This is a genomic window from Streptomyces sp. NRRL S-31, from assembly GCF_000718775.1.
Classification (GTDB): Bacteria; Actinomycetota; Actinomycetes; order Streptomycetales; family Streptomycetaceae; genus Streptomyces.
This window is the reverse complement of the sequence record NZ_JOCB01000018.1, coordinates 1-24,757: the sequence shown is the minus strand read 5'-3', so window position 1 is coordinate 24,757 and position 24,757 is coordinate 1. Positions and strand designations below refer to the sequence as shown.

The following is a 24,757-nucleotide window of genomic DNA, read 5'->3' as shown; positions in this document are numbered from 1 at the left end:
GCCGTGCTCACTTCAGCCTGCTCGACGCGAGGATCGACACCAGGTGCAGCAGCGTCTGGAGCAGGGCGATGCCGGCCAGGACGGCCGTGCCGAGGCGGGTGAAGAACAGGTCGCCGCGGACCTGGTCGACGATCGCGAGGACCAGGATGAGCAGCGCGGCCTCGATGCCGAGGATCAGCCGGTGGAACTTCAGCGCGGCGGCGGCCCGCCGGGCCAGCGCCATGCCCGAGGAGCGCGGCTCCGCCGCAGCCTCCTGCACCGGGGGCTTGCCGGCCTGGTGGCGGGCGACGCCGACCAGGTCGGTCTCGGCCTTGATCAGGATGGCGCCCAGCGCGGCGAGGGTGCCGAGGAAGGCCCACAGCCAGTCGATGCGGCCGCTGCCCCACAGGTCGGCGGCGCGCAGGCCGAGGCCGACCAGCACGGCCGCGTCGGTGAGGTAGGCGCCGACCCGGTCCAGGTAGACGCCGTTCAGCGAGTACTGCTTCTTCCAGCGGGCGACCTCGCCGTCGACGCAGTCGAGCAGCAGGTACAGCTGGGTGGCGACCACGCCGAGCACCGCGCCCGCGATCCCCGGCACCAGCAGGGCCGGGGCCGCGAGCACGCCGCAGACGGTCATCAGGTACGTGAGCTGGTTGGGCGTGACCCTGGTGTTCACCAGGTAGCGGTCGACGCGCAGGGACACCTCGCGCATGTAGAGGCGTCCCGCCCAGTGCTCACCGCTGCGCCGGTCCTTCACCCCCGCGGGGTGGACGACCGGACGGAGTTCAGCTACCGATGGCCTTGACATAGTCGGCGTAGATGTCCTTGATCTGGTTCGTCTTGAGGTCGAGGTCTTCGAGGATCGTGTAGCGGCCGGGGCGGGTCTCCGGGGCGAACTCCACCGCGCGGACGAACTCGTCCACCGTGAAGCCGATCTCCTCCGGCAGCACCGGGAGCCCGTGCCGGCGCAGCACCTCGGCCATGTATGCCGACTCCTCGTGGGCGCCGCGCAGGTACATCGCGAAGGCGGCGCCGAGGCCGCACTGCTCGCCGTGGGCGGCGGCGCGCTTGGGGTAGAGCAGGTCGAAGGCGTGGTTGATCTCGTGGCAGGCGCCGGAGGACGGGCGGGAGTCGCCCGACACGGACATGGCGATACCGGTGAGGACCAACGCCTCGGCCAGCACCTGGAGGAAGTCGTCGTCGCCGACTCCGCCCGGGTGCCTGAGCACCGCCTCGCCGGCCTGCCGGGCCATGGCGGCGGCCAGGCCGTCGATCCTCTCGCCGTTGACCCGGTTGGCCAGCTCCCAGTCCGCCACGGCGGAGATGTTGGAGATGGCGTCACCGATGCCGGAGCGCACGAACCGCATGGGTGCCTCGCGGATCACGCCCAGGTCGATGACGACCGCGATCGGGTTCGGCACGCCGTACGAGCCGCGGCCCGCGTCGTTGTCGAGGGTGGCGACCGGCGAGCACAGGCCGTCGTGGGCGAGGTTGGTGGCGACGGCGACCAGCGGCAGGCCGACCCGGGCCGCCGCGAACTTCGCGCAGTCGATGATCTTCCCGCCGCCGAGGCCGACGACCGCGTCGTAGTGGCCGGCCTTTATGTCGCTCGCCAGCCGGACCGCGTCGTCGATGGTGCCGCCGCCGACCTCGTACCAGGTGGCGCCGGGCAGGGTGGGGGCGATGCGCCGGCGCAGCCGGGCGCCGGAGCCGCCGCTGACGGCGATGGCGAGCCGGCCCGACTGCGAGATGCGCTCGTCGGCGAGTACGCAGGCCAGGTCGTCCAGGGCACCCGGGCGGATGTCCACGACGACCGGCGAGGGGATCAGCCGGGTCAGTACTGGCACGCGATCTCCCGTCCACGGGCGAGATCGTCGTGGTTGTCGATCTCCACCCACTTGACGTCGCCGATCGGCGCCACGTCGATGCGGAAGCCGCGGTTGACCAGTTCCTGGTAGCCGTGCTCGTAGAACTGCTGCGGGTCGGTCTCCCAGACCGTCCTCAGCGCGTCGGCCAGCTCGGGAGCGGCGTCGCCCTCGATCAGGGTGACGCCGATGTACTCGCCGGTGGCCTCGGCCGGGTCCATCAGCTTGGTGATCCTCGTCATGCCCTTCTGCGGGTCGACGACGACCTTCATCTCCTCGTCGGCCAGGTCCTTCACCGTGTCCAGGGCGAGGATGATCTTCCGGCCCTCGCCGCGCGCGGCCAGCAGGGTGCGCTCGACGGAGACGGGGTGGACGGTGTCGCCGTTGGCGAGGATCACACCGTCCTTGAGGGCGTCACGGCCGCACCACAGGGAGTAGGCGTTGTTCCACTCCTCGGCCTTGTCGTTGTCGATGAGGGTGAGCTTGAGGCCGTACTTGGCCTCCAGCGCCGCCTTGCGCTCGTACACGGCCTCCTTGCGGTAGCCGACGATGACCGCGACCTCGGTCAGCCCGATCTCGGCGAAGTTGCCGAGGGTGAGGTCGAGCACCGTGATCGAGTCCTCTATGCCCGCGGGCCCCACCGGCACCAGCGCCTTGGGCAGGGCGTCGGTGTAGGGGCGCAGGCGCCGTCCGGCGCCGGCCGCGAGCACGAGGCCGATCATGCGGTTTCTCCTTCGTCGTGTACGGCGGGCGCCCCAGCGGACACCCAGAAGCGGATGCTCTCCACGAGCACCAGCAGGGCGACGGCCACGGCGAGCACCGTGAGCGCGACCTTGAACTGCGCGGCGGTGAGCACCGCGGCCAGGACGGTGACCAGCAGCGTCCGTCCCTCGTGCCCCCCGATGGCGCGCACCAGCCAGGCCGGGGGCGCTCCGGCGTCGCCGCGGATGCGGTACACCGTGTCGTAGTGATGGTAGGCGACCGCGGCCACCAGGCCGAAGGCGGCGGGAAGGGCTCCGTTCACCCCCGCTTTACCGGCCAGGGCGAGCACGGTGCCGTACTCGGCGGCCCGGAAGAAGGGCGGGACCAGCCAGTCGAGGGCGCCCTTGAGGGGGCGGGCCACGGCGAGGGCCGAGGTGAGGACGTACACGAGGGCGCCGGCGACCGGCAGGAACCCGCCGAAGCCGGTGAGCGCCGCGCAGGCGACGACCGCGGCGCCGCCCAGCAGGGCCGCGGCGGGCACGGCGAGCCCGGGCAGGCCGCGCCGGGCGATCCGTCCGACCGCCGTCGCGAGCGGCCCGGAGTCGGCCAGGTCGGCGAGTGCCCGCGCGGCCCGGTCGGTGCGCCGGGCCCGGCGGGTCACGGAGCGCAGCACGCGGCCGGCCGTGGTGTAGGTGGCAGCGAAGGCGCAGCCGATGAGCAGGACGTAGAAGGTGATCCGCGGGGTCGTGGCCGCGGTGAGGACCGCGATCAGCGCCCAGCGCTCGCCGATCGGCAGCACGATCATGCGGCGCAGCCAGACCGTCCAGCCGACGCTGTCGAGCTTGTCGGAGAGGGCGGCGGTGGGGCTGGTGTTGGCGCTGGCGTCGTGGTTGGCCTCGTTGAAGGAGAAGTCGACCACGTGCCGGCAGGTCTGGAGGATCATCGCGCCGAGGGCGAGGGCCCACACGTCGTCGCCGCCGCGGGCCGCGCCGAGGGCGAGGCCCGCGTAGTAGGCGTACTCCTTGGCCCGGTCGAAGGTGGCGTCGAGCCAGGCGCCGAGGGTGGAGTACTTCAGCGCGTAGCGGGCGAGCTGGCCGTCGGTGCAGTCCAGGACGAAGGAGGCGATCAGCAGTGCGCCGGCCGCGATGAAGCCGCCGCGGGTGCCGGTCGCCGCGCAGCCGGCCGCGATCAGCGCGGTGAGCAGCGAGGCCGTGGTGACCTGGTTCGGGGTCAGGCCGCGGCGCGCGCACCAGCGGGCGATGTAGCGCGAGTAGGGGCTGATGAAGAACGTGGTGAAGAAGCCGTCGCGGGACTTCACGGCCGACCTCAGGCGGACGGCCTCGTCGTCGACGGCGGCGACGGCCTGCCGGGCCTCGTTGCGGGCCTGCGGGTCGGCGGGGACGGCGGCGACCAGGCTGCCCAGCTCGGGCCGGTGCACCGCGGTGCCGTCGGCGTCGAGGGCGGTGACGACGCGATCGGCGAGGCTGTCCACGGCGAGCGCGGGGGCGCCGCCCGCGGTCTCCGGGGCGGCGGCCGGGCCCTCGGCGGCGGCGCGGGTCACGGCGCCGGTGAGCGCCTGCCGGGCGGCCGGCTGGGCGGTGACGGCACCGGGCACGGCGGCGAGCGGGAAGCGGGGGTCGGTCAGGCCGAGGCGCAGCGCGTGCGGGTGGCCGACGAAGCGGGCGTCGACCAGGGCCACGCGCCGGTCGGCCGGCACGGCGGCGAGCAGGGCCCGCGCCTCGGCGGTGTCGGCGGCCACGCGCACCTCGAAGCCGAGGGACCGCAGATCGCTCTCCAGTGACGATCCGGGGACCGGCTGACCGGTGACGATGGCCGTCGACAACCGCATTCACTCCCTGGGTGCCGACGCGCGCGGACGCCGGGCTTCTGCGTGGTGGGGCGCCCTGGCCTGCGGCACCCGGGCGGCATGTCGGCAGAGGCTATCGGATGGGCCGGAGCCCGTGTTCACCGGCCGTTCACGGCCCGGCCCACGGGGGCTGCCCCCGCCTTTGCCGCGATCATCATCGGTGATCCGGGGCCCGGCCCACAAACCCGTGGGGCAGACCCGGGCAACCGGGACACGGGGTGGCTCGGCATAGGGTGGGCGACCATGACGTGGCTGATCACCGGCGGAGCCGGATACATCGGGGCGCACGTGGCACGGGCCATGGCGGGCGCCGGGGAGAGCGTCGTGGCGCTGGACGACCTGTCGGCCGCGGTGCCCTCGCGGCTGCCGGCCGAGGTGCCGCTCGTGAAGGGCTCCACACTGGACGGACCGCTGCTGAAGCGGGTCCTCGCGGAGTACGGCGTGACGGGCGTCGTCCACCTCGCGGCGCGCAAGCAGGTCGCGGAGTCGGTGGCCCGGCCCACCCGCTACTACCGGGAGAACGTCGGCGGTCTGGCCACGCTGCTGGACGCGGTCGCGGAGGCGGGCGTCGGCCGGCTGCTGTTCTCGTCGTCGGCGGCGGTGTACGGCAACCCGGACGTGGACCTGATCACCGAGGACACCCCGTGCGCCCCGGTGAACCCCTACGGCGAGACCAAGCTGGCCGGGGAGTGGCTGGTGCGGGCGGCCGGGCGGGCGCACGGGATCTCCACGGTCTGTCTGCGCTATTTCAACGTGGCGGGGGCGGCGGCGCCGGAGTTGGCGGACACCGGGGTGTTCAACATCGTGCCGATGGTCTTCGACCGGCTGACGCGGGACGAGGCCCCGCGCGTCTTCGGGGACGACTACCCGACGCCGGACGGCACCTGCGTACGGGACTACATCCACGTCGCCGATCTCGCGGAGGCCCATCTGGCGGCGGCGCGGCTGCTGGCCGACGGCGGTGTCCCGGGCGATCTGACGCTGAACATCGGCCGGGGCGAGGGGGTCTCGGTGCGCGAGTTGATCTCGGTCATCGGGGAGGTCACCGGGGACCGCCGGGCGCCCGTGGTGGAGGGGCGCCGTCCGGGGGACGCGCCGCGCGCGGTGGCGTCGGCCGAGCGGGCCGCCGAGGTCCTGGGCTGGCGGGCCCGGCGCGGGGTACGGGAGATGGTCGAGTCCGCCTGGGCGGGCTGGCGGCTGCACCACACCGGCTGAGTCCGCCACGCCCCCGTCCCCGGGGCGTCCCAGGCCCCTGACCTGCGGAACGTTTCCGCAGGTCAGAGCAGATGACAACGGTGTTCAGTGCCGCGTTGCCGAATACCCCCCACCCGTAGTTCACTGGCCGTCCGGGCAGGCTTACGGAAGGCGGTTGTCATGGGGGCAGGGCACGACCACGGGCACGCGCACGCGCCGGCCCCGGGTACGGCCACGGCCGCGTACCGCGGCCGGCTGCGCATCGCCCTGGGCATCACGCTCACGGTGATGGTGGTGGAGATCGTCGGCGGCCTGGTCGCCGACTCGCTCGCGCTGATCGCGGACGCGGCCCACATGGCGACCGACGCGGTGGGCCTCGGCATGGCGCTGCTCGCCGTCCACTTCGCCAACCGCCCGCCCAGCACCAACCGCACCTTCGGCTACGCCCGCGCGGAGATCCTCGCGGCCCTGGCCAACTGTCTGCTGCTGCTCGGCGTCGGCGGGTACGTCCTGTACGAGGCGGTCCAGCGGTTCGTCGAGCCCGCGCAGACCCGGGGCGGGCTGATGATCGTGTTCGGTCTGATCGGCCTGCTCGCGAACTCCGTCTCGCTGGTCCTGCTGATGCGCGGGCAGAAGGAGAGCCTGAACGTGCGCGGCGCCTTCCTGGAGGTGGCGGCGGACGCGCTGGGCTCGGTGGCGGTGCTGATCTCGGCGGCGGTGATCCTGGCCACCGGCTGGCAGCCGGCGGACCCGATCGCGTCCCTGGTCATCGGCCTGATGATCGTGCCGCGGACGCTGAAGCTGCTGCGCGAGACCCTGGACGTGCTGCTGGAGGCCGCGCCCAAGGGCGTCGACATGGCGGATGTCCGGGCCCACATCCTGGCGCTGGACGGTGTGGAGGACGTCCACGACCTGCACGCCTGGACGATCACCTCGGGCATGCCGGTGCTGTCGGCGCACGTGGTGGTCAGTTCCGAGGTGCTGAACGCCATGGGGCACGAGAAGATGCTGCACGAGCTCCAGGGCTGCCTCGGCCACCACTTCGACGTGGAGCACTGCACCTTCCAGCTGGAGCCGGGCGGGCACGCGGAGCACGAGGCCCGGCTCTGCCACTGACCGCGCCGCCCCGGCCGCACACCGCCGGTCGACGCGCTCCCGGGCGGTTCCCGGCGGCGGAGGCCGGGCACGATGATCTACCGGGTCCGGATCCCGGTGCCACGCCGCGCGCGGCGGCGGGACGTGCCGGGGCACCGGATCCGTACGGCAGACTTGGGGTGCAGGACCGAAGCGAAGGATGGGTATGCCGATCACACCTGCCACGGCGACGCACAGCTCGTCGGAGGGCACCGCAGAGGCGATTTTGCTGGAACTGGTCGACGAGAAGGGTGTGACGATCGGTACGGCGGAGAAGCTCGCCGCCCATCAGCCGCCCGGGCAGCTGCACCGGGCGTTCTCCGTCTTCCTCTTCGACGAGCAGGGCCGGATGCTGCTCCAGCAGCGGGCGCTGGGCAAGTACCACTCCCCCGGTGTGTGGTCCAACACCTGCTGCGGTCACCCCTACCCGGGCGAGGCGCCGTTCGCGGCGGCGGCCCGGCGCACGTTCGAGGAGCTGGGCGTGTCGCCGTCGCTGCTCGCGGAGGCCGGCACCGTCCGCTACAACCACCCGGACCCCGCCTCGGGCCTGGTGGAACAGGAGTTCAACCACCTGTTCGTCGGCCTGGCGCAGGCCTCGCTCGCGCCGGACCCGGAGGAGGTCGCCTCGACCGTCTTCGTGACGGCGGCCGAGCTGGCCGAGCGGCACGCCCAGGACCCGTTCTCGGCCTGGTTCATGACCGTACTGGACGCGGCCCGTCCGGCGATCAGGGAGCTGACGGGCCCGTCCGCCGGCTGGTGAGCCAACCCCCTACGACAGCGCCGTGGGCTTGAGCGGCAGGGCGGCCCGGATCACCTTGCCGCCGCTCGCGGTGTGCTCCATGTCGACCGTCCCGCCCGCCTCCCGGGCCACCTCGCGGACCAGGAGCAGCCCCCGGCCGCCGGTCCGGCCGTGGTCGGCCTCCAGGGCGGTGGGCCGGTAGGGGTGGTCGTCCTCCACCGACACCCGCACCCACTCGGCTCCCACGGCCACCTCCACGGCGAGCACCGGCGACAGCAGCGCCGCGTGCCGCACCGCGTTGGTGACCAGCTCGGAGACGATCAGCAGCAGCCCGTGCGCCAGGTCGTCGGAGACCGGCACGCCCTGGCGCAGCAGCAGGTCCCGGACCGCGTGCCGGGCCTGCGGGACCGAGGCGTCCACCGCCGGCGCGGTGAACCGCCAGACACCCTCGTACGGCAGCGGACCCGGCGGCCCTTCGCCGCCCTCCGCCGGGCACGGGCCGTACCCGCGCCCGTGGTCGTCCATCGTCCGGTCGCCATCCTCGCGCTCGATTGTCACCACCCGTCGAGTGTTGGTAACGATGTGCTCCCGCCCGGATGACTGAACAGAAGTCAGCGGTTATCGAACACTTTCTGACCGAGCGCGCATGAGCAGGGAGCGGGCGGGACCGTTCCTGTCGCCCGGCCCGCTGGTTCCCGAACTAGTCGGGTTGTACGGGCACCTCCGCTACGATCCGCCGCATGGAGCCCCAGCTGTCCCACCAGGTCACCGACTCCGTCGCCACCGTGGTCATCCGCCACCCCGCCAAGCGCAACGCCATGACGGCGGCGATGTGGCGGGCCCTGCCCCCGCTGCTGGACACGCTGGCGCGTGATCCGGGCGTACGGGCTCTGGTGCTGACCGGTGAGGGCGGCACCTTCTGCGCGGGCGCCGACATCTCCACGCTCCGGGGCTCGCCGGAGGAGGCGCAGGGGCTCGCGGTGGCCGCCGAGGAGGCGCTGGCCGCGTTCCCCAAGCCGGCCGTGGCGGCGGTGCGCGGGCACTGCGTGGGCGGCGGGGCGCAGTTGGCGGCGGCCTGCGACCTGCGGCTGGCGGAGGACGGCGCGCTGTTCGGGGTGACACCGGCCCGGCTCGGCCTCGTCTACCCGGCCTCCTCGACCCGTCGGCTGGTGTCCCTGGTCGGCCCGGCGGCGGCCAAGTACCTGCTGTTCACGGCGGAGTTGATCGACGCCCCACGGGCGCTGCGCACCGGTCTCGTGGACGAGGTGCTGCCCGAGGGCGAACTGGACAAGCGGGTCGCGGAGTTGACCCGGGTGCTGGTGTCCCGCTCACAGCTCACCCAGGCCGCCGCCAAGGAGTTCGCGGCCGGCCGCACCGACCGCGACGCCCACTGGGGCGCGCAGGCGCGCGGCAGCGGCGACCCGGCCGAGGGTGTGGCCGCGTTCCTGGAGCGCCGGCAGCCGCGCTTCACCTGGAGCGCGTCCCCGGCCGGCCGGACCGGCTGAGCCGCCCGGCACTGCTCCCCCGGGCGCGCGGACGCCTTCCGCGGCCGGCCGAGCGCGGTCCGCCCGGCCGCGGACCGTGCTCGGCCGGCGGCCGGGCGGACCGGGTGCACGGCGCCCCGCCGGGGGCCGCCCTGATCCCCGGTCGCCGGTGTCACCTGCCACAATTGCCGCGCAACCCCAGTGGAGAAGGCGGTACCGCATCGTGACGACACCCGGGTCCCTCGGAGCAGGGTCCATCGAAGGCAGGATCGCCGAGGAGCTCGGCGTACGGGAGCGGCAGGTGAGGGCCGCGGTGGAACTGCTCGACGGCGGTTCGACGGTGCCCTTCATCGCCCGCTACCGCAAGGAGGCGACCGAGACGCTCGACGACGCGCAGCTGCGCACGATCGAGGAGCGGCTGCGCTACCTGCGGGAACTGGAGGACCGGCGGAGCGCGATCCTGGAGTCGGTGCGGGAGCAGGGCAAGCTCACCGAGGAGCTGGAGGCGCGGATCCGCGGCGCCGAGACCAAGGCGCGGCTGGAGGACGTCTACCTCCCGTACAAGCCCAAGCGGCGCACCAAGGCGCAGATCGCCCGCGAGGCGGGGCTGGAGCCGCTGGCGGAGGGGCTGCTGGGCGATCCGTCGGTCGAGCCGTCGGCCGTCGCCACCGCGTTCGTGGACCCGGACAAGGGCGTCGCCGACGCGCAGGCCGCGCTGGACGGCGCGCGGGCGATCCTCACCGAGCGGTTCTCCGAGGACGCCGACCTGATCGGCGAGTTGCGCGAGCGCATGTGGACGCGTGGACGGCTCGCCGCGAAGGTGCGGGAGGGCAAGGAGGAGGCGGGCGCCAAGTTCGCCGACTACTTCGACTTCGCCGAGCCGTTCGCCGAGCTGCCCTCGCACCGCGTGCTGGCGATGCTGCGCGGCGAGAAGGAGGAGGTCCTCGACCTCGTCCTGGAGCCGGAGGAGCCGACGGAGGGCCCGTCGTCGTACGAGGGCATCGTCGCGCACCGGTTCGGGATCGCCGACCGGGGCCGCCCGGGCGACAAGTGGCTGACGGACACGGTCCGCTGGGCCTGGCGCACCCGCATCCTGGTCCACCTCGGCATCGACCTGCGGCTGAGGCTGCGCACGGCCGCCGAGGACGAGGCGGTGAACGTCTTCGCGGCGAACCTGCGCGACCTGCTGCTGGCCGCCCCGGCGGGCACCCGCGCCACGCTGGGCCTGGACCCCGGTTTCCGTACCGGGGTGAAGGTGGCCGTGGTCGACGCCACCGGCAAGGTCGTCGCCACGGACGTGATCTACCCGCACGTGCCGGCCAACAAGTGGGACGAGGCCCTCGCCAAGCTGGCCCGGCTCGCCGAGGAGCACTCGGTCGACCTGGTCGCGATCGGCAACGGCACCGCGTCCCGCGAGACCGACAAGCTCGCCGCCGACCTCATCGCCCGGCACCCGGAGCTGAAGCTCACCAAGGTGATGGTGTCCGAGGCGGGCGCGTCGGTGTACTCGGCGTCGGAGTACGCCTCGCGGGAACTGCCCGACATGGACGTGTCGCTGCGCGGCGCGGTCTCCATCGCCCGGCGCCTCCAGGACCCGCTGGCCGAGCTGGTGAAGATCGACCCCAAGTCGATCGGCGTCGGCCAGTACCAGCACGACCTGTCCGAGGTGAAGCTGTCCCGCTCGCTGGACGCGGTCGTGGAGGACTGTGTGAACGGCGTCGGCGTGGACGTCAACACCGCGTCCGTGCCGCTGCTCTCGCGGGTGTCGGGGATCTCCTCGGGGCTCGCCGAGAACATCGTGGCGCACCGGGACGCCAACGGCCCGTTCACCTCCCGCGCGGAGCTGAAGAAGGTGGCGCGGCTCGGCCCGAAGGCGTACGAGCAGTGCGCCGGCTTCCTGCGCATCCGGGGCGGCACGGACCCGCTGGACTCCTCCAGCGTGCACCCGGAGGCGTACCCGGTGGTGCGGCGCATGGTGAAGACCACGGGCCAGGAGGTGGCCTCCCTCGTCGGCAACACCGGTGTGCTGCGCTCGCTCCGGGCTGCCGACTTCGTGGACGACACCTTCGGTCTGCCGACCGTGACGGACATCCTCAAGGAGCTGGAGAAGCCGGGCCGCGACCCGCGGCCCGCGTTCCGGACGGCCACCTTCAAGGAGGGCGTCGAGAAGATCTCCGACCTGTCCGCCGGGATGATCCTGGAGGGCGTGGTGACGAACGTGGCCGCCTTCGGCGCCTTCGTCGACATCGGCGTCCACCAGGACGGTCTGGTGCACGTCTCGGCGATGTCCAAAACGTTCGTCAAGGACCCGCGCGACGTCGCCAAGCCCGGTGACATCGTCAAGGTGAAGGTGCTCGACGTGGACATCCCGCGCAAGCGGATCGCGCTGACCCTGCGCCTGGACGACGAGGCGGCCCCGCAGGGGCAGGGCGGCGGCCGGCAGCAGCGCGGCGGCGCCCGCCCGCCCCAGCAGCGGCAGGGCGGCCAGGGACGACAGGGCGGCCAGGGACAGCGGCAGGGCGGTCAGGGGCAGCGGCAGGGCCGTGGCGGCGACCGCGGCGGACGGCAGGCCCCGCCGCCCGCCAACGGCGCCATGGCGGACGCGCTGCGCCGCGCGGGACTGCTGGACCCCAAGAAGCGCTGACCTTACGGGTGCGGGCCGGGCGGCCCTTCCCGCCCGGCCCGTCCGGCTCGCCGGACCGGCGGTCCCGGGCCCAGCGGCCCGCCCCCGGGCGCGGGGCCCGGAGGCGTCGCGCCGGGACTACCGTTCGGTCACCTTGCCGTCCGCGACCTCCAGGCGCCGGGTCACCCGGACGGCGTCCAGCATGCGCCGGTCGTGCGTGACCAGCAGCAGGGTGCCCTCGTAGGCGTCGAGGGCCGACTCCAGCTGTTCGATGGCCGGCAGGTCCAGGTGGTTCGTCGGCTCGTCCAGGACCAGCAGATTGACGCCCCGGCCCTGGAGCAGGGCGAGCGCGGCGCGGGTGCGTTCGCCCGGGGAGAGCGTCTCGGCCGGCCGCAGTACGTGCTCGGACTTCAGGCCGAACTTGGCCAGCAGGGTGCGGACCTCCACCGGCTCGGTGTCGGGGACGGCGGCACGGAAGGCGTCGAGCAGGGTCTGCGGGCCGTGGAACAGCGCACGGGCCTGGTCGACCTCGCCGACCAGCACGCCGGACCCGAGCGCCGCATGGCCGGAGTCGACCGGGACCCGGCCCAGCAGGACGCCGAGCAGGGTGGACTTCCCGGCGCCGTTGGCGCCCGTCACCGCGATCCGGTCCGCCCAGTCGACCTGGAGCGACACCGGGCCGAAGGTGAAGTCGCCGCGCCGCACCTCGGCGTCCCGCAGCGTCGCCACGACCGCGCCGGAACGCGGGGCCGACGCGATCTCCATGCGCAGGTCCCACTCCTTGCGCGGCTCCTCGACCACCTCCAGGCGCTCGATCATGCGCTGGGTCTGGCGGGCCTTGGCGGCCTGCTTCTCGCTGGCCTCGCTGCGGAACTTGCGGCCGATCTTGTCGTTGTCGTTGCCCGCCTTGCGCCGGGCGTTCTTCACGCCCTTGTCCATCCAGGCCCGCTGTGTCTGGGCGCGGTCCTGGAGGGCGGACCTCTTGTCGGCGTACTCCTCGTACTCCTCGCGGGCGTGCCGGCGGGCCACCTGCCGTTCCTCCAGGTAGGCCGCGTAACCGCCGCCGTAGAGGTTGACCTGCCCCTGGGCGAGGTCGAGTTCGAGGACGCCGGTGACCGTGCGGGTGAGGAACTCGCGGTCGTGGCTGACGACGACCGTGCCCGCGCGCAGTCCGCCGACGAACCGTTCCAGCCGCTCCAGGCCGTCCAGGTCCAGGTCGTTGGTGGGCTCGTCCAGCAGGAACACGTCGTAGCGGGACAGCAGCAGGGAGGCGAGGCCGGCGCGGGCCGCCTGGCCGCCGGAGAGGGCGGTCATCGGCTGGTCGAGGTCCACCGCCAGACCGAGGGAGTCGGCGACCTCCTCCGCGCGCTCCTCCAGGTCGGCGCCGCCGAGACCGAGCCAGCGTTCCAGGGCCGCCGCGTAGGCGTCGTCGGCGCCGGGGGCGCCGTCGACCAGCGCCTGGGTGGCCTCGTCCATCACCCGCTGGGCCCGCGCCACTCCGGTGCGGCGGGCCAGGAACGCCCGGACGGTCTCGCCCGGCCGGCGCTCCGGCTCCTGCGGCAGGTGGCCGACGGTCGCGGCGGGCGGGGACAGCCGGAGTTCGCCCCGCTCGGGCGGGACGAGTCCGGCGAGCATCCGCAGCAGGGTCGACTTGCCCGCGCCGTTGGCGCCGACCAGCCCGATCACGTCGCCTGGCGCGACGACCAGGTCGAGTCCGGAGAACAGGGGGCGGTCGCCGTGCCCGGCGGCGAGGTTCTTGGCAACGAGGGTGGCAGTCATCAGGACGCCGATCCTAGTGGCGGCACGCGACCGCCTCGGCCACGTTTCCCCCGGGCACCGGGCACCTGGCCCGCCCGTCCGCCCCCGGCCTGCCAGAGACGGACGGGCGGGGCCTATCGTCCTGGCATGGACCGTGCGACGAGTGACGAAGTGATCGTGGTCGGCGGCGGTGTCGTCGGGCTGACGACGGCCGTGCTGCTGGCGGAGTCCGGGCGGCGGGTACGGGTGTGGACCCGGGAGCCGGCCGAGCGGACGACCTCCGCGGTCGCCGGCGGCCTGTGGTGGCCGTACCGCATCGAGCCGGAACCGCTGGCCGCCGCGTGGGCGCTGGAGTCCCTCGGTGTGTACCGGGAGCTGGCGGACCGGCCGGAGGAGACGGGGGTGCGCCTGGTCGAGGGCCTGCTGCACGGGACCCGGCTGGAGGAGCTGGGCGACTGGGCGGGCCGGGTGCCGGGGCTGCGGGCGGTGGCCGACGGGCTGGCGGCGCGGCTGCCGGTGATCGACATGCCGGCGCACCTGGTGTGGCTGCGGCGGCGGCTGCTCGGGGCGGCGGGCACGGTGGAGGTCCGCGCGGTGACCGACCTGGCCGCCGTGCCCGCGGCCGTGGTGGTCAACTGCACCGGTCTCGGTGCGCGGTCCCTGGTGCCGGACCCGGCGGTGCGTCCGGTGCGCGGGCAGCTGGTCGTGGTGGAGAACCCGGGCGTCACGGAGTGGTTCACCGCCGTCGACCACTCCTCGACCGCGTCCACGTACTTCATTCCGCAGCCGGGCCGGCTGTTGCTGGGCGGTACGGCCGAGGAGGACGACTGGTCGCCGGACCCGGACCCGCGGACCGCCGCGGCGATCGTCGCCCGCTGCGCGGCGGTCCGGCCGGAGATCGCCGGGGCCCGTGTGCTGGCGCACCGGGTGGGGCTGCGGCCCGCCAGGGAGGCGGTACGGCTGGAGCGCCGCCCCCTCCCCGGCGGCCGTGCGCTGGTGCACAACTACGGCCACGGCGGCGGCGGTGTCACGGTGGCCTGGGGCTGCGCACGCGAGGCCGCCGCCCTGGCCTTCCCGACGGGCTGACCGCCCGACACCCCACCGGCACCCCACCGGCACCCCGGCGGGCGCCGGGGCCCGCCGATCCGACCACGACCGGGCGCGGGCCGCCGCGCGAGCCGACCACGGTCGGGCGCGGGGTGCCCCTCGATCCGACCGCGACCGGGCACGGGTTGCCCCGCAATTTGAACCACGACCAGGCGGGGGTCGCCCCGTGACCCGACCACAGTCAGGGACACATCGCCGCGACCCGACCACGACCGGGCACACATCACCACGCGCCCCGACCACAGCCAGGCACGGATCGCCCGGCGACCCGACCACGACCGGGCACACATCACCACGCGCCCCGACCACGACCAGGCAAGGGCCGCCCGGCAATCCGACCACAGCCAGGCACGGGCCGCCCCGCAACCCCACCGCAGCCAGGCACGGGCCGCCCCGCGACCCCACCGCAGCCAGGCACGGGCCGCCCCGCGACCCGACCACGACCGGGCACGGGGTGACCCGCGATGCGACTGCGGCCGGGGCGGGGGGTGACGCGCGGTCCGGCGTCCCCGAACCGTCAGCCCGCCGGGACGTGCCGGGTGCCGTGCGGTGTGCGGATGCCTTCCAGGACGGTCGGCGCGGGGGCGGTGGCCCGGCCGGACGTGGCGCGGGCGAACGCCTCCGCGCCGCCCACCAGCGGCACCTTCGCCGTCGTCCGGGACAGGTCCAGGGTGAGCGTCGGCCTGGTGGACGCGGGGTCGATGAGGTCCTTGTCGGTGCCGGCGACGATCAGCGCCAGCCGGTGGCCCGCGGGCACGGCGTGGTCGGTGGCGGCGAGGTGGAGGGTCATCCGGTAGGCCCTGCCCGGTGTGAGCGGGACGCCCCGGGTCGCCGAGGCGTGGTGGCCGAGGTCGGCCCAGCCGCGGCTGACCACGGTGTAGCCGACCGCGGTGGTCTTCGCCCTGGTCTCCTTGTAGCAGGCGCTGTCCCCGGCCGTGCTCTCGCCCCAGCAGGTCCGCTCGGCGAGGGTGGTGATGCCCTCGGCGGGGTCGCCGTAGTCACGGATGGTGTCGGCGCCGACGTCGACGAGGACGGCGGTCAGGTGGGCGGAGGCGGTGGTCGGGGTCGCGGTGACCGTCACCTCGGCGGAGCCGGCCAGCCGGAGGGCACGGGTGAGGGGCGCGGTGAGGAAACCCGCCTTCTCGGGCGTGGACGCGGTGACGTGCGCGGCCCAGTCGGTCTCGCTCAGCCCCGGGTCGTCCGTGAACCGCTCGGTGCCGGCGGCCCGGCGCAGTCCGAGGGTGCCGACGCCCGCCCGGCTGCCGGCGGCCGGGTGCAGGACGGTGCCGCGGGTGCCGGCCGGGGGCCAGGCGCCGGAGGTGACCCACTGGTCGGGCCGGCGTTCGACGTCGGCCACCGGTTCGGCGTCGATTCCGTTGTCGTAGCCGAGGAGTTCGTGGTCGAACCAGCGGTGCAGCGTGTCGACCCAGGCGCCGCGCCGGTAGTCGAAGGGGTCGACGTGTCCGGTCTGGGACAGCCAGATCTTGCGCCGCACGCCGTGCCGGGCGAGGGCGTCCCACCACTGTCCGGCGTTCTTGGTGCGGACGTTGAGGTCCTGCATGCCGTGCACCAGGAAGACGCTGGCGCGCACCTTGGCCGCGTCCTCGACGTAGTCCCGCCGGCTCCACAGGGCGGTCCAGTCACCGCTGCGCGGGCTGCCGTCGGCGAGTTCCCGCTGGACGGCCGCGCAGTGGGCGTGCGCGTCGGCGCTCTCGACGTAGTCGGCGAGTCTGTCGGGGCCGCCGTCGTAGAGCGGGGCGCCCTGGGCGAAGTAGTAGTCGTACCAGGAGGAGATCGCGCTGATCGGGACGATGGTCTTCAGACCCCTGACGCCGGTGGCGGCGACACCGTTGGCGATGGTGCCGTCCCAGCTCTTGCCGATCATGCCGGTGCTGCCGTCGGTCCAGTCGGCCCGGACCGGGCTGCCACCGGTCCGGCTGGTGTACGCCCTCGCGCGGCCGTTCAGCCAGTCGATCACCGCCTTCGCGGACTGGACGTCGGAGCGGCCGCCGACGTCGACGCAGCCGTCGGAGCGGTTGGTGCCGGCGAGGTCGACGCCGACGAAGGCGTAGCCGCGGGGGACGAAGTAGTTGTCGTAGAACAGCGGCATGCGGACGACACGGCCCTGTGCGTCGTACGTCTTGAGCTGGCTCTCGTTGCCGCGCCCGCAGCAGGAGTAGTACGGGCTGGCGTCCATGACGACCGGTACCTTGCGTCCCTGCCGGGCGGGTTCGGCGGGCCGGACGATGTCGGTGGCGACGCGGTCGCTCCGTCCGTCGCCGTCCGCGTCGAGCCCGGTGTCGACCCACACGGATTCGCGGACGGCCTGGGCGTAGGAGTAGACGGGGGTGCTCTCGCGGGGTGCGGTGCGGGCGGCTGCCGGGGTGAGCGGGACGGCCGTCAGGGCGACGGCGGCGGCTGTGACGAGCGTTCTCCGGATCGCGGAGCGCGTGCGTGTCGGCATGCGCGGACGGTACTCCGGCCGACTCCCCGGCAAAAGAGGGCTCTCCGGGGCCTCGTGACGGCTGAATGGCGATCGTGTGACAGCCGGTGCCATGGACAGGGCAGGGCCACGGGGACTGAATAGGGTCGCAGTGGACTCTTCCGAACGGACGTGCAGTCCTGACGACTTGGAGCTGAACGTGCACCGCAGAATCATCGCGCCGGGAGCACTGGCGGCGGCCTCCCTGCTGCTGGCGATCCCGGCATCGGCCGCGAGCCACACCCCGGGCGCGCCGGGCATCGGCGATCCCTACTACCCGGACTACGGCAATGGCGGCTACGACGTCTCCCATTACGACCTGAGGCTGCAATACCAGCCGAAGACGGACGAGTTGGAGGGCACGGCGACGATCCTGGCGAAGACCACCCAGGACCTGTCCAGCTTCGACCTGGACTTCCTGCTGGACGTGAGCGAGGTGCGGGTCAACGGCGCCAAGGCGGCCTTCACCACGTCCGGTCAGCACGAACTGGTCGTCACGCCGAAGACGCCGCTGGCCAAGGGGGCGTCGGTGACGGTCGTGGTCCGCTACAGCGGGGTGCCGTCGACGAAGAGCGCCTACGGCTTCAGCACCTGGCACCGCACACCGGACGGCGCGGTGGCCGCCGACGAGCCCGAGTCGGCCTGGTGGTGGTTCCCGAGCAACGACCATCCGAGCGACAAGGCCACCTACGACGTGTCGGTGGCCGTGCCGGACGGCACCCAGGCCATCTCCAACGGCACGCTCCAGTCCACCAGCTCCAAACTGGGCTGGACCCGCTACAACTGGCGGCAGAACAAGCCGCAGGCCACCTATCTGGCCACGCTCGCGCTGGGCAGGTTCGACATCACCACCGGCACCTCCGACGGCGGGGTGCCCGTCATCAACGCCTACAGCCGGGACCTGGGCGACAACGAGGGGGCCGCGCGGGCCAGCGTGGAGCGCACCGGGGAGATCGTGGACTGGCTGAGCGGCTACTTCGGGCCGTACCCGTTCAGCTCGGCCGGCGGCTACGTCCCGAACACCACCACCGGGTACGCGCTGGAGACGCAGTCCCGCGTCTACTACAGCCCGAGGCAGTTCGCGAACGGCTCCAACGCCTCCGTCGTCGTGCACGAGCTGGCCCACCAGTGGTACGGCGACGACGTGTCGCTGAAGCGCTGGAAGGACATCTGGATCAACGAGGGCTTCGCCCGGTACGCGCAGTGGCTGTGGTCCGAGCACGAGGGCGAGGGCACCGCGCAGCAGCTCGCCGACTACGTGTACGCCTCGCACCCGGCCGACGACGCGTTCTGGACGGTCGCGCCCGGCGACCCCGGCGCGGACGAGCAGTTCGGCGCCGCCGTCTACGACCGCGGCGCCCTCGCCATCCAGGAGCTGCGCAACGCGATCGGCGACGACGCGTTCTTCGCGATCCTGAAGGGCTGGCCGCGGGAGCACGCCTACGGCAACGCCTCGGTGGCCGACTTCCAGAAGTACGCCGAGCGGGTCTCCGGCAAGCCCCTCGCCGCGCTGTTCGACACCTGGCTGTTCCAGACGTCCAAGCCGGCCGCCCCGTCGGCCCGCGCCCTGGTGAGGACCGGTACGGCGGTGGCGCGGCCGGCGTCGTGGAAGAAGATCGAGGCGACGAACGACGTGCACGGCCGCTGACGCCCCCGCGCGTGTCGTGGCCGCCGCCCGTCCCGGCGGGGAATCTCCCCGCCGGGACGGGCGGCGCCTTCGGACGAGGCCCCGGGACAGGCGGCGCCTTCGGTGCTACCGCGCGCCGTCCGGCAGCTCCTGGGCGGAGTTCCGGGCCACCTGGCGGCGGACGCCGAACCAGCCGGCGACCAGCATGACGGCGATCACCGGGATGAGCAGCAGGGTCTTGCGGCCGACCTCGTCGTCGTTCCACATCATGCCGAGGCAGACCAGCAGGAACGCGATCGTGGCGATCTCCGTGACCGGGCTGAACTTCAGCTGGAAGTGCGGCCGGTCGACCAGACCCGCGCGGGCGCGGCGGACGAAGATCATGTGGCAGACCATGATGATCACCCAGGTGCTGATGATGCCGAGCGAGGCGACGTTCAGCACGATCTCGAAGGCCTGGCTGGGCACCAGGTAGTTCAGGCCGACGCCGAGCACGCAGACCCCGCAGGTCAGCAGGATGCCGCCGTAGGGCACCTGGCTGCGGCTCATCACGCGCGTGAACTTCGGCGCCGAGCCGGCCATCGCCATCGAGCGCAGGATGCGGCCGGTGGAGTACAGGCCGGAGTTGAGCGAGGACATGGCCGCGGTCAGCACGACCAGGTTCATCACGTCACCGGCCGCCGGGACGCCGATCTTGGACAGCACGGTCACGAACGGGCTCTGGTCGGCGGAGTAGACCGAACCGGGCAGCAGCAGGGCGAGCAGCACGACCGAGCCGACGTAGAACAGGGCCACGCGCCACATGATCGAGTTCACCGCGCGCGGGACGACCTTCTCCGGCTCGGCGGTCTCGCCGGCGGCCACGCCGACCAGCTCCAGGGCGGCGTAGGCGAAGATCACGCCCTGCATGACCAGGACGACCGGCATCAGGCCGTGCGGGAAGACGCCGCCGTTGTCGCTGATCACGGAGAGGCCCGGCTTGCTGCCGCCGACGTCGTGCTGGGTGGCCAGCAGGAAGATGCCGATCAGCATGAAGCCCACGAGGGTGGCGACCTTGATGATCGCGAACCAGAACTCCATCTCGCCGAAGATCTTCACCGAGATCAGGTTCACGGTGAGCACGACCGCGAGGGCGATCAGCGCCAGCACCCACTGCGGGATGGAGGTGAACATGCTCCAGTAGTGCGTGTAGAGCGCGATCGCGGTGATGTCGGCGATGCCGGTGGTCGACCAGTTCAGGAAGTACATCCAGCCGGCGACGTAGGCGCCCTTCTCGCCGAGGAACTCGCGCGCGTACGACACGAAGGACCCGGAGGACGGGCGGTACAGCACCAGCTCGCCCAGCGCCCGCACGACGAAGAAGGCGAAGACGCCGCAGACCAGGTAGGCCAGGGCGAGCGCCGGTCCCGCGTTGTGCAGGCGTCCGCCGGCGCCCAGGAAGAGGCCCGTGCCGATGGCACCGCCGATGGCGATCATGTTGACGTGGCGGGCCTTGAGGTCCTTGCTGTAACCGGCGTCGCCCGCGTCCGCGGGCGTCGGGGCCACCCGGGTGTCCGGGGCGGCCTGTGCCGGTTCCACGGCTTCCTTGCTCATCGTGGTGGGATCCAACTTCCTGGTGCGCCCGGACCTCATGGCCGGGGGTCGTACAGGTCTCGGCCCGCACCACCCGCGTGTGCGATACAGACCAAGCCAGCAGCTTCCCAGAGAGGTGCGCCGGTTCGCGGTGGCCCACGTCACAGAGCGTCGCTTCTCACACGATCCACCCAGCGTCCACGCGTCATCCACCCGACGTGTGCCGGAGGTTTCACACCATTGGTGAGACAGCGATACTGACACGCATGACGACCGAGGACGGGGACACGGCGCCCCTCACCATCGACGAGCTGGCCGCTCAGGCGGGCGTCACGGTCCGCACGGTCCGCTTCTACGGCACCAGGGGACTGCTGCCGCCGCCGGTGATCGGTCCGCGCCGGGTGGGCCACTACGGGCGTGAGCACCTGGCCCGGCTGACGCTGATCGAGGAGATGCAGCACCAGGGCATGACCCTCGCCGCGATCGAACGGCACCTGCGGCAGCTGCCGGCCGACCTCGGCCCGCACGACCTGGCGATCCACCGGGCGGTGGTCGCCTCCTGGGCCCCGGACACGGTGGAGACCGTGTCCCGCCCGGAGCTGGAGCGGCGCGCGGGACGACGGCTGACCGAGGAGGACGTGGACCGGCTGGCCGCGATGAACGTGGTGACGCGGGACGGGGAGTCCTTCCGCGTGGACTGCGGTCTGCTGCGGCTCGCGGTACGGCTCCTCGACGTGCCGCTGGCGCAGGAGACGATCCTGGCCGCGCGGACCGCCCTGACCGGCCACGCGCGCGCGGCGGCGCACGAGCTGTCGGACCTGCTGCGCGAGGCCGTGGCCGAACGCGACCCGCGGGACGTCAGGTCCCTGTCGGCCCATATGCACCCGCTGGTGGTGCAGGCGCTGCTCACCACCTTCCAGCGGTCGCTGAGGGAGGAACTGCGCCAGTGGCTGGACGGCGCGGCGGCGGCCCCGGGAGACGGGTCCCGGGGCACGCCGTCCGGCTGAGGCGCTCAGCGGCCGTCGGTGAAGGTCTCCCCGTTCCCGGCCTTCGTCACGAGCAGCGCGGGCGGGGCGAACCGCTCGCCGTAGCGCTCGGCCAGCTCGCGCGCGCGGGCCACGAAGCCGGGCAGCCCCCCTTCGTAGCCGTTGATGTACTGGAGCACACCGCCGGTCCAGCCGGGGAAGCCGATGCCGAGGATCGAGCCGATGTTGGCGTCCGCGACCGAGGTCAGGACGCCCTCCTCCAGGAGGCGTACGGTGTCGAGCGCCTCGGCGAAGAGCATGCGCTCCTGCATGTCCCGGAACGGGATCTCGTGCCCCGGCTCGGTGAAGTGCTCGCGCAGGCCCGGCCAGAGCCCGGCCCGCTTGCCGTCCTCGGTGTAGTCGTAGAAGCCGGCGCCGCCGCTGCGGCCGGTGCGGCCGAACTCGTCCACCATGCGGTCGATGACCGCCTCGGCCGGGTGCGCGGTCCAGGTGCCGCCCGCCTCCTCCACGGCCCGCCGGGTCTCGGTCCGGATCTTCCGCGGCAGGGTGAGGGTCAGCTCGTCCATCAGGGAGAGCACCTTGGCCGGGTAGCCGGCCTGGGCGGCGGCCTGTTCCACGGAGGCGGGCTCGACGCCCTCGCCGACCATGGCGACGCCCTCGTTGATGAAGTGGCCGATCACCCGGGAGGTGAAGAAGCCGCGCGAGTCGTTGACGACGATCGGGGTCTTGTTGATCTGCCGGACCAGGTCGAAGGCGCGCGCGAGCGTCTCGTCGGCGGTGCGCTCGCCCTTGATGATCTCCACGAGCGGCATCTTGTCGACCGGCGAGAAGAAGTGCAGCCCGATGAAGTCGGCCTGGCGCTGCACGCCCTCGGCGAGGGTGGTGATCGGCAGCGTGGAGGTGTTGGAGCAGAGCAGCGCGTCGGGGGCGACGACCGACTCGATCTCCTGGAAGACCTTGTGCTTGAGGGCGGTGTCCTCGAACACGGCCTCGATCACGGCGTCACAGCCCGCGAGGTCGGCCGCCTCGGCGGTGGGGGTGATCCGGGCGAGCAGGGCGTCGGCCTTCTCCTGGCTGGTCCGGCCCCTGGCGACGGCCTTGGCGCACAGCTTCTCCGAGTAGCCCTTGCCCTTGACGGCCGCCTCCAGGGAGACGTCCTTGAGGACGACCTCGATGCCGGCGCGGGCGCACGCGTAGGCGATGCCGGCGCCCATCATGCCGGCGCCGAGGACGGCTGCCTTGCGGACCGGGCGGGGCTCGATGCCCTGGGGGCGGTTGGCGCCGGAGTTGACCGCCTGGAGGTCGAAGAAGAACGCCTGGATCATGTTCTTCGAGGTCTGTCCCGCGGCCAGCTCCACGAAGTAGCGGGCCTCGATGACCTGGGCGGTCTCGAAGTCCACCTGGGAGCCCTCGACGGCGGCGGCGAGGATGTTGCGCGGGGCCGGGTAGGGGGCGCCGCCGGTCTGCTTGCGCAGGTTGGCCGGGAAGGCGGGCAGGTTGGCGGCGAACTTCGGGTTGGCCGGGGTGCCGCCGGGGATGCGGTAGCCGGGTTTGTCCCAGGGCTGCCGGGACTCGGGGTTGGCGTCGATGAAGGCGCGGGCCTTGGCGAGCAGCTCCTCGGGGGTGGCGGCGACCTCGTGGACGAGGCCGTTCTCCCGGGCGCGCGGCGCGTTGTACTGCTGCCCCTGGAGGAGGACCTTCAGCAGGGCGTCCGCGATGCCCAGCAGCCGTACGGTGCGGACGACTCCGCCGCCGCCCGGGAGCAGGCCGAGGGTGACCTCGGGGCAGCCGATCCTGGTGCCGGGGGTGTCGAGGGCGACCCGGTGGTGGCAGGCGAGGGCCAGTTCGAAGCCGCCGCCCAGGGCCGCGCCGTTGATCGCCGCGACGACCGGCTTGCCGAGGGTCTCGATGCGGCGCAGGTCGCGCTTGATCGCGAGGCCGCCGTCGAACAGCTCCTGGGCGGTCTCGGGCGTGACCCGGATCAGGTCGCGCAGGTCGCCGCCGGCGAAGAAGGTCTTCTTCGCCGAGGTGAGGATGACACCGCGGACGGAATCCCGCTCGGCCTCCAGCCGGTCGGTGATCGCGGCGAGGGAGGCGCGGAACGCCTGGTTCATGGTGTTCGCGGACTGGTCGGGGTCGTCCAGGACGAGGGTGACGACACCGGTGTCGTCCTGCTCCCAGCGGATGGTGGTGCTCTCGGTCATGACAGTCGTCTCCGTTGCAGTGGCGTGGGTCCGCGGGGAGGTCAGATGCGTTCGACGATGGTGGCGATGCCCATGCCGCCGCCGACGCAGAGCGTGGCGAGGCCGTAGCGCTTGTCCTGGCGCTCCAGTTCGTCGACGAGGGTGCCGAGGATCATGGCGCCGGTGGCGCCGAGCGGGTGGCCGAGGGCGATCGCGCCGCCGTTGACGTTGATCTTGTCCAGGCTCAGGCCCATGTCCCTGGCGAAGCGCAGCACGACCGCGGCGAACGCCTCGTTGATCTCGACGAGGTCGATGTCGTCGATGGTGAGGCCGGCCTTGGCCAGGGCCTTGCGGCTGGCGGGGGCGGGGCCGGTGAGCATGATGGTCGGCTCGGAGCCGGAGACGGCGGCGGAGACGATCCGCGCGCGCGGGGTGAGGCCGTGGCGCTCGCCGACCTCCCGGGAGCCGATCGCGACGAGCGCGGCGCCGTCCACGATGCCGGAGGAGTTGCCCGCGTGGTGGACGTGGTCGATCCTCTCCACCCAGTGGTACCGCTGGAGCGCGACCGCGTCGAAGCCGCCCAGGTCGCCGATGTCCGCGAACGACGGCTTCAGCTTGGCGAGGGAGTCCGCGGTGGTGCCGGGGCGCGGGTGCTCGTCGTGGTCGAGGACGACCAGGCCGTTGCGGTCCTTGACGGGGACGAGGGAGCGGTTGAAGCGGCCCTCCTTCCAGGCGGTGGCGGCGCGCTCCTGGGACAGGGCCGCGTACTCGTCGACGTCCCGGCGGGAGAAGCCCTCGACGGTGGCGATCAGGTCGGCGCTGATCCCCTGCGGGACGAAGTCGGCGGCGAGGTTGGTCATCGGGTCGTTGAACCAGGCGCCGCCGTCGGAGGCCATCGGGACGCGGGACATGGACTCGACACCGCCCGCGAGGACCAGGTCCTCCCAGCCGGCCCGGACCTTGGCCGCGGCCATGTTGACGGCCTCCAGGCCGGAGGCGCAGAAGCGGTTCTCCTGCACGCCCGCGACCGTGTCCGGCAGTCCGGCGGCGAGGGCGGCGATCCGGGCGATGTCGGAGCCCTGGTCGCCGACCGGGCCGACGACGCCGAGGACGATGTCGTCGATCGCGGCCGGGTCCAGGCCCGGGAAGCGGTCGCGGATCTCGTGGATGAGACCGACGACCAGGTCGATGGGCTTGGTGCCGTGCAGGGCGCCGTTCGCCTTGCCGCGGCCGCGCGGGGTGCGGATCGCGTCGTACACGTACGCTTCGGTGCTCAACTGGGTGCCTTTCGGGAGGGTGGGCCGAGCGGGGTGGGGCGGGGTCAGCCGCCGTCGGTGACCGGGGCACCGGGGGCGCCGGGGGTGCCGGCCGGGTGTGCGGGCAGCCCCCAGTCCCGGGCGACGGCCGCCGTGTCGGCGCCGGGCCGGGCGGGGCCGGTGCGGACGGCGGTGGGGG

The 24,757-nt window shown here is 73.2% G+C and carries 18 protein-coding genes and 1 pseudogene; 8 read left to right on the top strand and 11 right to left on the bottom strand.

Annotation, left to right across the window (positions count from 1 at the left end):
• Positions 1–7: 7 nt before the first annotated feature.
• From IF37_RS0110010 to IF37_RS0109995, 4 genes are read right to left on the bottom strand one after another with little or no spacing between them, the layout of a single operon-like run.
• Complete coding sequence (locus IF37_RS0110010; RefSeq protein ID WP_079165649.1) at positions 8–787, bottom strand: CDP-alcohol phosphatidyltransferase family protein; 780 nt, start codon at positions 785–787, stop codon at positions 8–10.
• On the bottom strand, positions 765–1,826 hold the full coding sequence (locus IF37_RS0110005) for an iron-containing alcohol dehydrogenase family protein (RefSeq protein ID WP_030739480.1): 1,062 nt from the start codon (positions 1,824–1,826) through the stop codon (positions 765–767). Before IF37_RS0110005 ends, IF37_RS0110010 begins: the two co-directional genes overlap by 23 nt.
• Positions 1,814–2,566 (bottom strand): sugar phosphate nucleotidyltransferase, encoded by a 753-nt coding sequence (locus IF37_RS0110000; RefSeq protein ID WP_030739478.1) that lies wholly within the window; start codon positions 2,564–2,566, stop codon positions 1,814–1,816. Before IF37_RS0110000 ends, IF37_RS0110005 begins: the two co-directional genes overlap by 13 nt.
• Positions 2,563–4,389 carry a DUF5941 domain-containing protein gene (locus IF37_RS0109995; protein ID WP_030739476.1) on the bottom strand — a complete coding sequence of 609 codons (1,827 nt, stop codon included), beginning with the start codon at positions 4,387–4,389 and terminating at the stop codon, positions 2,563–2,565. The genes IF37_RS0110000 and IF37_RS0109995 overlap by 4 nt, the downstream gene beginning before the upstream one ends.
• Before the next feature lie 267 nt (positions 4,390–4,656).
• On the opposite strand from IF37_RS0109995, the gene galE reads away from it, so the two are divergent.
• From galE to idi, 3 genes are all read left to right on the top strand, one after another.
• Entirely contained in the window at positions 4,657–5,628 is a 972-nt protein-coding gene (gene galE, locus IF37_RS0109990) for a UDP-glucose 4-epimerase GalE (protein WP_030739473.1), read from the top strand.
• 159 nt (positions 5,629–5,787) lie between these two features.
• The gene (locus tag IF37_RS0109985) at positions 5,788–6,723 is read left to right on the top strand and encodes a cation diffusion facilitator family transporter (protein ID WP_030739472.1); all 936 of its coding nucleotides are present in this window, start codon (positions 5,788–5,790) and stop codon (positions 6,721–6,723) included.
• Between the two features lie 184 nt (positions 6,724–6,907).
• Positions 6,908–7,501, top strand: coding sequence for an isopentenyl-diphosphate Delta-isomerase (idi, locus tag IF37_RS0109980; protein WP_030739471.1), 594 nt, complete (start codon positions 6,908–6,910; stop codon positions 7,499–7,501).
• Between the two features lie 9 nt (positions 7,502–7,510).
• Here idi and IF37_RS0109975 read toward each other — a convergent pair whose 3' ends face one another.
• Positions 7,511–8,005 carry an ATP-binding protein gene (locus tag IF37_RS0109975; RefSeq protein ID WP_030739470.1) on the bottom strand — a complete coding sequence of 165 codons (495 nt, stop codon included), beginning with the start codon at positions 8,003–8,005 and terminating at the stop codon, positions 7,511–7,513.
• Positions 8,006–8,220: 215 nt separating this feature from the next.
• Between IF37_RS0109975 and IF37_RS0109970 the strand changes: the two genes are divergently transcribed.
• Together IF37_RS0109970 and IF37_RS0109965 are read left to right on the top strand one after the other, a co-directional pair.
• The gene (locus IF37_RS0109970; protein ID WP_030739467.1) at positions 8,221–8,985 is read left to right on the top strand and encodes an enoyl-CoA hydratase/isomerase family protein; all 765 of its coding nucleotides are present in this window, start codon (positions 8,221–8,223) and stop codon (positions 8,983–8,985) included.
• A gap of 202 nt (positions 8,986–9,187) precedes the next feature.
• Positions 9,188–11,608 (top strand): Tex family protein, encoded by a 2,421-nt coding sequence (locus IF37_RS0109965; RefSeq protein WP_030739465.1) that lies wholly within the window; start codon positions 9,188–9,190, stop codon positions 11,606–11,608.
• A gap of 117 nt (positions 11,609–11,725) precedes the next feature.
• Here the strand turns inward: IF37_RS0109965 and IF37_RS0109960 are convergent, their stop codons facing one another.
• The gene (locus IF37_RS0109960) at positions 11,726–13,366 is read right to left on the bottom strand and encodes an ABC-F family ATP-binding cassette domain-containing protein (protein ID WP_030739463.1); all 1,641 of its coding nucleotides are present in this window, start codon (positions 13,364–13,366) and stop codon (positions 11,726–11,728) included.
• Positions 13,367–13,492: 126 nt separating this feature from the next.
• Here IF37_RS0109960 and IF37_RS0109955 point away from each other — a divergent pair, with 126 nt between their 5' ends.
• Complete coding sequence (locus tag IF37_RS0109955; RefSeq protein ID WP_030739460.1) at positions 13,493–14,431, top strand: FAD-dependent oxidoreductase; 939 nt, start codon at positions 13,493–13,495, stop codon at positions 14,429–14,431.
• A gap of 538 nt (positions 14,432–14,969) precedes the next feature.
• On the opposite strand, the gene IF37_RS0109950 is transcribed toward IF37_RS0109955, so the two are convergent.
• A complete protein-coding gene (locus IF37_RS0109950; RefSeq protein WP_037856166.1) occupies positions 14,970–16,916 on the bottom strand; it encodes a Xaa-Pro dipeptidyl-peptidase in 1,947 nt (648 codons plus the stop codon).
• 178 nt (positions 16,917–17,094) lie between these two features.
• Between IF37_RS0109950 and IF37_RS0109945 the strand changes: the two genes are divergently transcribed.
• Positions 17,095–18,582 carry a M1 family metallopeptidase gene (locus IF37_RS0109945; RefSeq protein ID WP_030739456.1) on the top strand — a complete coding sequence of 496 codons (1,488 nt, stop codon included), beginning with the start codon at positions 17,095–17,097 and terminating at the stop codon, positions 18,580–18,582.
• Positions 18,583–18,687: 105 nt separating this feature from the next.
• On the opposite strand, the gene IF37_RS0109940 is transcribed toward IF37_RS0109945, so the two are convergent.
• A complete protein-coding gene (locus tag IF37_RS0109940) occupies positions 18,688–20,154 on the bottom strand; it encodes an amino acid permease (protein WP_030739454.1) in 1,467 nt (488 codons plus the stop codon).
• A gap of 245 nt (positions 20,155–20,399) precedes the next feature.
• On the opposite strand from IF37_RS0109940, the gene IF37_RS0109935 reads away from it, so the two are divergent.
• Positions 20,400–21,140: a MerR family transcriptional regulator gene (locus IF37_RS0109935; RefSeq protein WP_030739452.1), complete on the top strand. Its 741-nt coding sequence runs from the start codon at positions 20,400–20,402 to the stop codon at positions 21,138–21,140.
• A gap of 5 nt (positions 21,141–21,145) precedes the next feature.
• On the opposite strand, the gene IF37_RS0109930 is transcribed toward IF37_RS0109935, so the two are convergent.
• From IF37_RS0109930 to IF37_RS46580, 3 genes and pseudogenes are all read right to left on the bottom strand, one after another.
• A complete protein-coding gene (locus IF37_RS0109930) occupies positions 21,146–23,323 on the bottom strand; it encodes a 3-hydroxyacyl-CoA dehydrogenase NAD-binding domain-containing protein (protein WP_030739449.1) in 2,178 nt (725 codons plus the stop codon).
• A 41-nt stretch (positions 23,324–23,364) separates the two neighbouring features.
• Positions 23,365–24,579 (bottom strand): acetyl-CoA C-acetyltransferase, encoded by a 1,215-nt coding sequence (locus IF37_RS0109925; RefSeq protein ID WP_030739447.1) that lies wholly within the window; start codon positions 24,577–24,579, stop codon positions 23,365–23,367.
• Positions 24,580–24,623: 44 nt separating this feature from the next.
• A pseudogene (locus IF37_RS46580) lies at positions 24,624–24,757 on the bottom strand (CoA transferase); the annotation flags it as partial.

Bases quoted from the DNA above. Each gene is read 5' to 3' on its own strand.
- IF37_RS0110010 (WP_079165649.1), bottom strand. From the start codon at position 787: ATGTCAAGGCCATCGGTAGCTGAACTCCGTCCGGTCGTCCACCCCGCG.
- IF37_RS0110000 (WP_030739478.1), bottom strand. From the start codon at position 2,566: ATGATCGGCCTCGTGCTCGCGGCCGGCGCCGGACGGCGCCTGCGCCCC.
- galE (WP_030739473.1), top strand. From the start codon at position 4,657: ATGACGTGGCTGATCACCGGCGGAGCCGGATACATCGGGGCGCACGTG.
- IF37_RS0109985 (WP_030739472.1), top strand. From the start codon at position 5,788: ATGGGGGCAGGGCACGACCACGGGCACGCGCACGCGCCGGCCCCGGGT.
- idi (WP_030739471.1), top strand. From the start codon at position 6,908: ATGCCGATCACACCTGCCACGGCGACGCACAGCTCGTCGGAGGGCACC.
- IF37_RS0109975 (WP_030739470.1), bottom strand. From the start codon at position 8,005: ATGGACGACCACGGGCGCGGGTACGGCCCGTGCCCGGCGGAGGGCGGC.
- IF37_RS0109970 (WP_030739467.1), top strand. From the start codon at position 8,221: ATGGAGCCCCAGCTGTCCCACCAGGTCACCGACTCCGTCGCCACCGTG.
- IF37_RS0109960 (WP_030739463.1), bottom strand. From the start codon at position 13,366: ATGACTGCCACCCTCGTTGCCAAGAACCTCGCCGCCGGGCACGGCGAC.
- IF37_RS0109955 (WP_030739460.1), top strand. From the start codon at position 13,493: ATGGACCGTGCGACGAGTGACGAAGTGATCGTGGTCGGCGGCGGTGTC.
- IF37_RS0109950 (WP_037856166.1), bottom strand. From the start codon at position 16,916: ATGCCGACACGCACGCGCTCCGCGATCCGGAGAACGCTCGTCACAGCC.
- IF37_RS0109940 (WP_030739454.1), bottom strand. From the start codon at position 20,154: ATGAGCAAGGAAGCCGTGGAACCGGCACAGGCCGCCCCGGACACCCGG.
- IF37_RS0109935 (WP_030739452.1), top strand. From the start codon at position 20,400: ATGACGACCGAGGACGGGGACACGGCGCCCCTCACCATCGACGAGCTG.
- IF37_RS0109930 (WP_030739449.1), bottom strand. From the start codon at position 23,323: ATGACCGAGAGCACCACCATCCGCTGGGAGCAGGACGACACCGGTGTC.